The following is a 9,299-nucleotide window of genomic DNA, read 5'->3' as shown; positions in this document are numbered from 1 at the left end:
CGGCAGAAGTGTTCACATAGGTGACAACGGGCACACCGGGGAACTTTTCCCGCAGCAGTCGCACATCGGCACCGGTGATGCTGTCGGCCAGCGAGCAGCCCGCCTTCACATCGGGAATGAGAACGGTGTTTTCCGGGTTCAGCAGGTTCGAGGTCTCGGCCATGAAGTGAACTCCGCACTGGACGATCACATCGGCGTCCACTTTCGCCGCTTCCTTCGCGAGTTGCAGGCTGTCGCCGGCAATATCGCTCACACAGTGGAAGATTTCCGGCGTCTGATAATTATGCGCGAGGACGACCGCGCCGCGCTCCTTCTTCAGCCGGTTGATGGCATGGATATAGGGCGCAAAAAACGGCCACTCGACGGAGGGAATGACATGGCGAACCTTCTCGTAGAGAGGCTCCATCTCCTTCGCAAGACCGGGCGTATATTCCAGCTCCGGCATATCGAGGGTCTTGAATTTGCGTGCGGCGGGTTTCTCTCCCGTCTTCTGCGGCAATTCTCCAGCGATGGCCATATCGACCTCCTGTCCCTGCATTTAAGATATGCTCATATTGAGTATATCTTGGGCATCAAAAACACCGGCACCCGATTCCGATTGCCAGTGGCGGGAAGGGGCCGGATCCAGAATGGGCTTATGCTATGATTGAGTATTATCCCCGTCAATGAAAAATATGCCGATTTCGCCTTTAAAATATCGGGCTGAAGGGGAGCGCCGATACCAGCTTAAGATATTGAAATAAATCAGCTATTTGCCCGGCTGCGCGAGGGAGCAAGCCGCAGCCCGGGGGCAGGGCGCTCATTCAGCACCTCGCGGCGGAAGCGGAATTGCTCGGCAGGTCGCCCGCCTGTGCGCGTGGACATGCGCCCCGTCCGCTCCACCAGACCGGCATTTTCGACAAGCCGCCGGAAGTTCTGCTTGTGGACATGAAGCCCGAGCAGCGCCTCGACTGTCTTTTGCAGTTCATAGAGTGTGAAAGTGGGCGGCATCAGCTCGAAGGCGACGGGGCGGTATTTGATCTTCGAACGAAGCCTGCTCATCGCCGTTGCGAGGATGCGGCGATGGTCGAACTGCATGGGCCGCCCGAGAGGTGGCACCTTCATGCCTTCCAGCGCAAGCGCATTGGGCCGCCCGTCTCGCGCGGCTTCCTGCACCAGCCCGGCGCTGTAGAGAAGCTCGTAACGCTCAAGCGCTTTTTCATCATCCCACTGAACGCCATCGACGCCGAAGCAAAGGCGCAGTCGGTCGCGGCGCCTGCCGCGTGAAAGCTCGTCCGCCGTTGCTTCTGCCTGCTTTGCCGCCCATTCGCGCAGCAGCGGCACAATGGCTTGATCGATGATGGGGGGCTTGCCGTTTCGCCAGTCTTCCCACGGGAAATGCCTGTACCAGTCGCTCCAGGCGGCATCCTGCAATTCTTCATCATGGCTGAGCGTCAGCGCGAGATAGCCGACCGATACGACATGTTCGCCCGGTGTTTCGAGTTCGAGCGAATGGCGTCCGCGATCGCCGAAGGTATAGAGCTGCTCGACATAGCCGAGTTCGAGATGCGTCTGCTCCTGCACCCATGAACGAAGGCCGATTTCAAGCGTACGATGCTGCATCGGATTGAAGGGGCCGAAGGGAAGCGCGTCCCAGTCGCTGCCGCGCTCTCCGCTGCTCTCCGCTTCATCATGCGGCACGATCAGGATTTTCGGTTCGTTGTTCGAGACAGTAACGATTGCCGCGTTGAGGCCGATGACAACGGCCTTGTCTGCGCGCATGGCCGCCTCGGCGGCGGACTGGACTGAAATTTTTGCTTTCTTCTTGCCCATGCTGTCTCAGCGCTCAATGCGAAGGGGCAGGGAGAAAAGCTCGCCCTCCCAGCAGGCGCGGCCCGGCCCAAGAGCTTCCACAGCGGCAATCATCCGCCCGTTGCGCTGGAGCAGCGTGTCGGCATGGCGCACCATCAACCTGTTCGGATGCGCATGCGACCCGCGCGCGCGAACAAGGCGGGCAAGCTCATCTTCCGGGTGGTCTTCATTCAGCGCGCAAAGCGTGATGAATGCCGCAGCAGTGGAGCGGCTGATACCCGCCCAGCAATGCACGAGCAGCGGCTGCTCCTGATCCCACTCCTGTACGAAGCCGATCAGCTCCGCCACATGCGCTTCCCCCGGCGGCACGAGACTGTCTATCTCTTCGGAAATGTCATTCACCGGCAGACGAAGATGCCGCTCACGCGCAATGCCGCGCGGTGTGTCGATCATGGTCTCCGGGTCGAGAAGGCTCACCAGATGCGACGGCTTCAGGGACTGTATGGCATCTTCAACGGCGCTGAGGGGGCTAACGTAAATCATCATCTGCTCGCGCGGGGAGGTGCATCGAGGGCCGGCCCGCTTCCGGCGGCAATCTACCGATTCAATAGCACAGATTTGTGCAAAGTCGGGGTGATCGTCAAATGACACAATGATTTATATCGGGATAGGCTTGGGCGAGACGGCATTTCGGCCATTTCTGGGGAGGGAAGGATGAGGCGTTTTATCGGAACCGCGACTTTGCTGGCGCTCACCTTCTGGGCAGGGTCGGTTGCGGCGGCAAGCGAACGGCTCACGGCAAATGTCCATGACTATACGCTCGAAAGGGACGTGACCCTCGAGGCGGAAGTGACCATTCCCTCAGCGGCAAGCTGGCCCGTTGCCGTCATCCTGCATGGCTGCGACGGCGTGAACCAATGGTCGAAGCCTGCGCTGGAGCGGCGCGCGCGTTTCTATGCCGGGCATGGCTATGCGACCATCATTCTTGATAGCTGGAAGCCACGAGGCTTGCGCCAGCTCTGCGCCCCGCATGATCCGAAATATCTCGGTCTGGTTGATCCGGCGACGCGCGTTGCTGATATCGAAGCAATCACCGCGGCGCTCGCCAGCCTGCCGGGCTTCAATGGAGAGATGCTTGTCGATGGCCTGAGCCATGGCGGCTGGACCGCGCTCAGCCTTCCGGGGATGGAAGGTGAGGAGCCTTTGAAGGCGAAGCTCACCGGCGTCGTCGCCTGGTATCCGCCCTGTGCTGCCATTGATCCTGCGATCAACATACCGACGCTGGTGATTGCGGCGGCTGAAGACCGCCATCCCGCAACGCCGCCGCAAGACTGTGTAGCCGCAGGAGAGCGATATGAATGGGTGGATGTACTTCTTCTTGAAGCTGCGTCCCACGCTTTCGATTATCCGAACCCGCCCGCTGTCGCCGGGCCGGGTGGCCGGATCATCCACAATGCGGGCGCAACGGACCGCGCCTATGAGCGGCTGGCGGACTGGCTGACCGAACAGCACCTGCCCTGATCTATTCCGCCTCGGTCAGTTCCTTGAAGCGCGCGAGGAAGCGTGCCTGCGCCTTTCGGGTCGAAAGCGGCTCAATCGCGATCGGCGTCAGCCCGCGCGGTCGCCCGAAAATCTGCGCGGCTTCTTCATCGGAAAAGCCCGCAATCTGCGTCGCTTCAAAAAAGGCAGACGCCTTGTCCGCGCGCTTGATAAGTTCTTCCACCGATTGCGGCAATTCGGCGGGCAGGCCAAAGCGCATATGAATGGCCGCCGCGAGGCGATGTTCGAAGGCTTTGTAGTCAATGCCGAGCGCCGCCTTGAAGGGGCTTATCATGTCGCCGATCACATATTCCGGCGCGTCATGAAGCAGCGCGGCAAGGCGCCATTTTGCAGGCCAGCCCGGCCGGAAGCGCGCGCAGATGTCATCCACCAGCACGCAATGTTCGGCAACGGTGAAGGCGTGATTGCCTTTCGTCTGGCCGTTCCAGCGGGCAACACGGGCAAGCCCGTGCGCAATGTCGTCGATCTCGACATCAAGAGGCGAGGGGTCGAGCAGGTCGAGCCTGCGCCCGCTCAACATGCGCTGCCAGGCCCGCGGCTTTTGCTGTGCTTTCGTCATGGGAGGCGGAACTTACGAAGCTTTGCTTCGTCTGTCGATTGCATGACTTCTCTCATCCCCCCCCCTTTCCCTGCGACGAAAAGCTGTGTTTTGACCATGCTCCATGTAGGGTTATGCTGATGCGGCCCGATACGCGAAAAAGAAAGAGGCAAGACAGAGCGAATGGCGATCGATCCCGTACCTTCCGATCTTCTCTATCGCGCCTGCGATACGAGCCAGTTTGATTTCGAAACAACGCTCGACCTTGAAGATCATTCGGGGCTGGTAGGGCAGGAGCGTGCGCTGGAAGCGCTGAGCTTCGGCACCGCTATTCGCCGTCAGGGATACAATATTTTTGTGCTCGGCCCGGATGGCGCGGGCAAGCATGAGGCGGTGTTGCGCTTTCTTGCGGGCGTCACCCAGCGCGAGTCGGCACCCTCTGACTGGGTCTATGTCAATAATTTCCAGACGCCCCACAAGCCCGTTGCCCTGCAGCTTGGTGCGGGCACGGGCCGCATACTGAAAGAGGGGATGCTGCGCGTCATCGATGATCTGAAGGTGACGATCCCCTCGGTCCTCGAAAGCGAGGAATATCAGAACCGCCGCCAGTCGATCGACGAAGAGTTTCAGGAAAAGCAGGAACATGTCTTCGAAGAATTGCGCGTAAAGGCGGAGGGCGAGGGGATTGCCCTGCTTCGCACCCCCGCCGGATTTGCCTTCGCGCCGGTGCATGACGGCAATGTGCTGAAGCCCGACGAGTTCAACGCGCTGCCCGAAAGCGAGCGCAAGCGCATTGAAAGCACGATCCAGTCGCTTCAGAAGGAACTCGCTGAAACGCTGGAGCGCATTCCCTCCTGGCAAAAGGAACATCACCAACGGGTGCGCGATCTCAATCGCGAAATGGCGGAGCGTTCCGTGGAACGGGCCATGCGCGATCTGCACGCGCTTTTTGCCACCCTGCCGCCCGTAACCGCATGGCTCGATGCGGTGATGGCAGACCTTATTGAAAATATCGGTACTTTCGCGGTGCCGCGCGGTGAGGATGTGCCGGAGCAGATGCGCATGATGGTTGCCATGCAGGCACTGCTGCAGGGGCGCAATGGTATGCCTTCCGGCACCGACCCCTTCCGCCGTTACGAGGTCAATGTCGTCGTGGACAATGGCCGGGAAGGCCGCACCACCGGCACTGCCAGCCGCCGCGCGCAGGATGTTGCGGATGCAGGCGGCTATATCGGCGGCGGCTCGCCCATCGTCTATGAAGACCATCCGACAATGGCGAACCTGCTGGGCCGTATCGAGCATATGTCTCAGATGGGGGCGCTCGTCACCGATTTCATGCTCATCAAGCCCGGCGCGTTGCACCGGGCGAATGGCGGCTATCTGCTGATCGATGCGCTGAAAATCCTGCGCGAGCCGCTTGCATGGGAAGCGCTCAAGCGCGCCATCCGCCGCCGCAAGATCGTCGTGGAAAGCGTGGGCGATTATCTGAGCCTTGTCAGCACCGTCTCGCTGGAGCCGGACCCCATTCCGCTTGATGTGAAGATCATCCTGCTTGGCGACCGCTATCTCTACTACATGCTGAGCAATCTCGACCCGGATTTCGGGGAGCTGTTCAAGGTCGCCGCCGATTTCGAAGACGAGATCGACCGCGAGCCGGAAAACGATCTGCTCTATGCGCGCCTCATTGCGGGCACCTGCCGGGAGGAAAATCTCCTGCCGATAGATCGCTCCGGCGTCGGCCGCCTGATCGAGCGTTCCTCACGGCAGGCGGAAGATGCGGAAAAGCTGTCCACCATCATGCGCCCCATCGTGGACCTCATGTGCGAGGCCGATCACATTGCCCGCAGCGCGGGCGCCACGCTGATAACGGCAGACCATATTGATCAGGCCGTGGAAGCACAGATCGCGCGCGCGGATCGCCTGCGCGAGCGCAGCCTTGAGATGATCACGCGCGACATCATCATCGTTGATACGGAAGGCGAATGCGTTGGGCAGGTGAACGGGCTCTCCGTTCTCTCCATGGGCAGCGTTTCCTTCGGCCGCCCGAGCCGCATCACGGCGCGTGTGCGCATGGGGCTTGGCAGCGCCCGCATTGTCGATATTGAGCGTGAGGTGGCTCTGGGCGGGCCGATCCATACGAAAGGCGTGCTTATTCTGTCCGGCTATATCTCCGGTCAGTTCCTGCCTGAAATTCCGCTCTCCATGAGCGCCAGCATCGTCTTCGAGCAGTCCTATGGTGGTATCGATGGCGACAGCGCCTCGTCGGCAGAGCTTTACGCGCTTATCTCGGCACTCGCAGAGGCGCCCATCGCGCAGGGCCTTGCTGTCACAGGCTCCGTCAACCAGCATGGTGAGGTGCAGGCAATCGGCGGCGTGAATGACAAGATCGAAGGCTTCTTCGATATCTGCATGCGCCGCGGCCTCACTGGCGACCAGGGTGTGCTTATTCCTGCCGCCAATGTGAAGCATCTCATGTTGCGTCAGGATGTTGTCGATGCGGTCGAGCGCGGCATGTTCGCGATCTATCCAGTGGAGCATATCGAGGAAGGCGTCGAACTGCTCATGGGTGCGCCCGCCGGTGTGCGTCAGGCAGATGGCAAATTTCCTCCGGGTACGATCTTTGCGCGCGCGGAAGAACGTCTCGCAGCCTTTGCCGACAATCAGCGCCGCTTTGCCCAGCGTTCTGATGATGTGAACAACTCGAAAAACAGAAAGGGAGCATGATGGCGGCTCCCGACGGAAAGGTGAAAGTGGCGGAAGAGCGGGCAGCTGCGCAGACACGCATTATTGTCGGTCTCGATACTTCGCTGGCCGCGCGTGAGGCGCTGCAACTGGCCGTCCGCCTTGCCGCCTCGGTTGATGCACGCCTCAAGGGTGTGTTTGTTGAAGATGAAAATCTTCTGGGTCTTGCCGATTTGCCTTTTGCGCGCGAAATCTCCTTCTCGGGCGAAGTGCGCAACATTGACCCGGAGCGCATGCTGCGTGCGATCAAGGCGCAGGCGGAAAGCGCGCGCCGCGTGCTGGCGCGGATTGCATCCCAGGCGCAGGTGGAATGGAGCTTCGATATAAGGCGCGGCCGCCCGCTCTCCGTTCTGGCCGAAAACATGGTGAGAGATGACACACTGGTCATCCGCTCGCCGGGTGTTGCCTCGCGCGAGATCGGTCGTGCGGTGCGCGCCGCAACGCGCGATGCCCGCGCGGATGTTCTTCTCGTTTCAAGCGGCGCTGGCCTGCGCAGTTCCCTTTCGCTGCCGCAACTGGAGCGGCAGGGAATGCTTCTAACCACACAAGGCACTCTGCCGGGCCGCCCGGTCGCGGCTATTGATGAAGGCACAAGTGGCGGTGAAGCCTGCAGCGCCTTTGCTGAAATGCTCGCGGCGCGCACCGGTGCGCCTTTCCTGCGCCTGTCGGCGCGGGGGCAATCGCCGGTTGACCTTGCTGCCGCTGCGCGGCAAAGCGGCGTCGGTATTCTTGTCGTCAATGCAGACTGGCTCGGCAATGATGACGATGCGGTGAGCCTGTCGGCTGCTGCCGGTTGTCCGGTGCTGCTGCTCGGAAAAGATCGAGGGTCCCATTCGGGATCAGCGGAAAATCCCGTTTAGGGAAACAGAGGGAGACTGAAAATGCCCGTGCGCAAGATACTCGTACCGCTCGCCGGCCGTCCGATGGATGGGGAGGTACTCGCAACGGCTCTGTCTGTCGCGCGTGATTTCGAAGCGCAGCTCGTCGCGCTGTTTGCGCGACCCGATCCGACGGAAGCCCTGCCTTATCTCGGCGATGGCGTTTCCGGTCAGGTGATTGAAGACCTGATGCAGGCTGCACGCGAAGGCGCGAATGAAGCTGCGTCCCGCATCCGCGCATCCTTGGCGGCAGCGGCTGCAGAAGCGGGCATTCCCGTTGCGGAGAGGGGCGGGGAAGCGCAGCTTCCTTCCGTTCGTTTCGTTGATGTCACGGGGCGTCGCGACGAAGTAGTTGCAAAGCACAGCCGCCTTTCAGACCTCATCGTCTTTGGCGAAAGCGCAACCGGCATCGCAGGCGGCACCGCCCTCGAAGCAGCCATGATGACGGCGGATCGCCCGGTGCTTCTCGCGCCCAAAAAGGCGTGGAGCCCCGTCGGCGGCTCCGTATGCATCGGCTGGGATGACAGCCCCGAGGCGTCAAGCGCCGTCATTGCGGCGCTGCCCTTCCTCGAAAAGGCAAGGAACGTCACCATTCTCTGTGTCGGCGGCAAGGAGCTTGATCCGGGCCCCGGTTCCACGCTCGCCGACTACCTCGCGCTTCATGGTGTGGTGGCCGATGTTCACCTTGTCGATGCGGGCAGCCGCGCCGTTGGTGAAGTGCTGCTTGAGCATGCAGAACAGGCGAAGGCCGACCTTCTTGTTATGGGCGGTTACGGCCACAGCCGCCTGCGCGAGTTCCTCATCGGCGGCGTCACGCAGCATGTACGCGCCCATGCAACAATCCCGGTGCTCATGGCCCATTAGGGAGGAAGCAGCATGACCCTGTACCACATCCATATGACCCTTGCCCGGAACGAGGACTACCCGAACGGCTCTTCCGCGCATGGCTATGATCTCGTCGTTCCGCTCGACGAGAAAATGATGCTCGATCCTGATGAATGGAAGGCTCACGCAAAGGAATGCGTCGTGCGCCGCTTCTGGCAGGGAGAGCCGGATCAGAAAGGGCTGCTGCGTCACATCGGTCGCGGCTGGGTCGTCGATTATGATGCGACGACGCCCGAAGGAGACGAGCCTTTCTTCAAGCTTGATCGCCATGAGTTCAAGGCGGGCGAATATCTTTCCGTCCGCGAACAGGATGGCGACATGCAGACCTTCCGCATCGTCACCGTCGAGCCGCTGAAGAAATAAGCAGAACAGAGACACCCGAAAGAGTCATCCTGGCGACAGGCGCCAGGATGACATTTTTCTGTTCGCTTCAGGAATGAAACACGCCTTTAGGCGCGCTTCCTCACAAGCACATTACCGGCGGAGTAGCCCGCGCCGAAGCTGCAAATAAGGCCGAGATCGCCTTCCTTCAGATCTTCATTGAACTTGCTGAAGGCGATGATCGAGCCAGCCGAACTTGTATTGGCATATTCCTGAAGAATATTCGGCTGCTCGCTCGGCTCCGGTTCGCGGCCCAGCACCTTGCGACCAATAAAATCGTTCATGTTCTTGTTCGCCTGATGCAGCCACATCCGCTTCAGCTCTTTCGGATCGAGTCCCAGATCGGCCATATGGTCGAGAATGAGCTGGGCCACCATCGGCACCACTTCCTTGAAGACCTTGCGCCCTTCCTGCACGAAGAGCTTGTCCTTTGCGCCAATGCCTTCCGGCGTCGCGCGATTGAGGAAGCCGAAATTGTTGCGAATGTTGTTGGAGAATTTGGTGATGAGCCGCGTGCCCAGAAT

10 protein-coding genes are annotated in these 9,299 nt (G+C 60.5%); 5 read left to right on the top strand and 5 right to left on the bottom strand.

Annotated elements, in window-relative coordinates; genetic code table 11:
* The 3 genes from nadA to WBF74_RS14250 all read right to left on the bottom strand — a co-directional run.
* Nucleotides 1–517 (bottom strand): quinolinate synthase NadA (gene nadA / locus WBF74_RS14260; RefSeq protein WP_424441083.1); only part of this gene is annotated, 517 nt, incomplete at its 3' end.
* Between the two features lie 227 nt (nucleotides 518–744).
* Entirely contained in the window at nucleotides 745–1,761 is a 1,017-nt protein-coding gene (locus WBF74_RS14255; RefSeq protein WP_424441081.1) for an NUDIX hydrolase, read from the bottom strand.
* A 57-nt stretch (nucleotides 1,762–1,818) separates the two neighbouring features.
* Nucleotides 1,819–2,337: a tyrosine phosphatase family protein gene (locus tag WBF74_RS14250; RefSeq protein ID WP_424441079.1), complete on the bottom strand. Its 519-nt coding sequence runs from the start codon at nucleotides 2,335–2,337 to the stop codon at nucleotides 1,819–1,821.
* Nucleotides 2,338–2,505: 168 nt separating this feature from the next.
* Here WBF74_RS14250 and WBF74_RS14245 point away from each other — a divergent pair, with 168 nt between their 5' ends.
* On the top strand, nucleotides 2,506–3,312 hold the full coding sequence (locus tag WBF74_RS14245; RefSeq protein ID WP_424441077.1) for a dienelactone hydrolase family protein: 807 nt from the start codon (nucleotides 2,506–2,508) through the stop codon (nucleotides 3,310–3,312).
* 1 nt (nucleotide 3,313) lies between these two features.
* On the opposite strand, the gene WBF74_RS14240 is transcribed toward WBF74_RS14245, so the two are convergent.
* Complete coding sequence (locus tag WBF74_RS14240) at nucleotides 3,314–3,910, bottom strand: hydrolase (protein WP_424441075.1); 597 nt, start codon at nucleotides 3,908–3,910, stop codon at nucleotides 3,314–3,316.
* Nucleotides 3,911–4,072: 162 nt separating this feature from the next.
* Here WBF74_RS14240 and WBF74_RS14235 point away from each other — a divergent pair, with 162 nt between their 5' ends.
* Genes WBF74_RS14235 through WBF74_RS14220 form a run of 4 tightly spaced genes read left to right on the top strand, consistent with a single transcriptional unit; the run spans nucleotide 4,073 to nucleotide 8,757 of the window.
* Nucleotides 4,073–6,613: a Lon protease family protein gene (locus tag WBF74_RS14235; protein ID WP_424441073.1), complete on the top strand. Its 2,541-nt coding sequence runs from the start codon at nucleotides 4,073–4,075 to the stop codon at nucleotides 6,611–6,613.
* Nucleotides 6,610–7,491: a universal stress protein gene (locus WBF74_RS14230; protein WP_424441071.1), complete on the top strand. Its 882-nt coding sequence runs from the start codon at nucleotides 6,610–6,612 to the stop codon at nucleotides 7,489–7,491. The genes WBF74_RS14235 and WBF74_RS14230 overlap by 4 nt, the downstream gene beginning before the upstream one ends.
* Nucleotides 7,492–7,512: 21 nt before the next feature.
* The gene (locus tag WBF74_RS14225; protein ID WP_424441069.1) at nucleotides 7,513–8,373 is read left to right on the top strand and encodes a universal stress protein; all 861 of its coding nucleotides are present in this window, start codon (nucleotides 7,513–7,515) and stop codon (nucleotides 8,371–8,373) included.
* A gap of 12 nt (nucleotides 8,374–8,385) precedes the next feature.
* Nucleotides 8,386–8,757: a hypothetical protein gene (locus WBF74_RS14220; protein WP_424441067.1), complete on the top strand. Its 372-nt coding sequence runs from the start codon at nucleotides 8,386–8,388 to the stop codon at nucleotides 8,755–8,757.
* Nucleotides 8,758–8,843: 86 nt separating this feature from the next.
* Here WBF74_RS14220 and WBF74_RS14215 read toward each other — a convergent pair.
* Nucleotides 8,844–9,299 (bottom strand): 3-oxoacyl-[acyl-carrier-protein] synthase III C-terminal domain-containing protein (locus tag WBF74_RS14215; RefSeq protein WP_424441065.1); only part of this gene is annotated, 456 nt, incomplete at its 5' end.

The sequence above is a fragment of the Parvibaculum sp. genome, assembly GCF_049672805.1.
In the GTDB taxonomy this organism is placed as follows: Bacteria; Pseudomonadota; Alphaproteobacteria; order Parvibaculales; family Parvibaculaceae; genus Parvibaculum.
The sequence above is the reverse complement of the archived record's forward strand: the minus strand, read 5'-3'. Positions and strand labels throughout refer to the sequence as shown.

What these genes read in the sequence shown, in the direction of transcription:
- WBF74_RS14255 (WP_424441081.1), bottom strand. Translation starts at nt 1,761, where the DNA reads ATGCGCGCAGACAAGGCCGTTGTCATCGGCCTCAACGCGGCAATCGTT.
- WBF74_RS14250 (WP_424441079.1), bottom strand. Translation starts at nt 2,337, where the DNA reads ATGATGATTTACGTTAGCCCCCTCAGCGCCGTTGAAGATGCCATACAG.
- WBF74_RS14245 (WP_424441077.1), top strand. Translation starts at nt 2,506, where the DNA reads ATGAGGCGTTTTATCGGAACCGCGACTTTGCTGGCGCTCACCTTCTGG.
- WBF74_RS14240 (WP_424441075.1), bottom strand. Translation starts at nt 3,910, where the DNA reads ATGACGAAAGCACAGCAAAAGCCGCGGGCCTGGCAGCGCATGTTGAGC.
- WBF74_RS14235 (WP_424441073.1), top strand. Translation starts at nt 4,073, where the DNA reads ATGGCGATCGATCCCGTACCTTCCGATCTTCTCTATCGCGCCTGCGAT.
- WBF74_RS14230 (WP_424441071.1), top strand. Translation starts at nt 6,610, where the DNA reads ATGATGGCGGCTCCCGACGGAAAGGTGAAAGTGGCGGAAGAGCGGGCA.
- WBF74_RS14225 (WP_424441069.1), top strand. Translation starts at nt 7,513, where the DNA reads ATGCCCGTGCGCAAGATACTCGTACCGCTCGCCGGCCGTCCGATGGAT.
- WBF74_RS14220 (WP_424441067.1), top strand. Translation starts at nt 8,386, where the DNA reads ATGACCCTGTACCACATCCATATGACCCTTGCCCGGAACGAGGACTAC.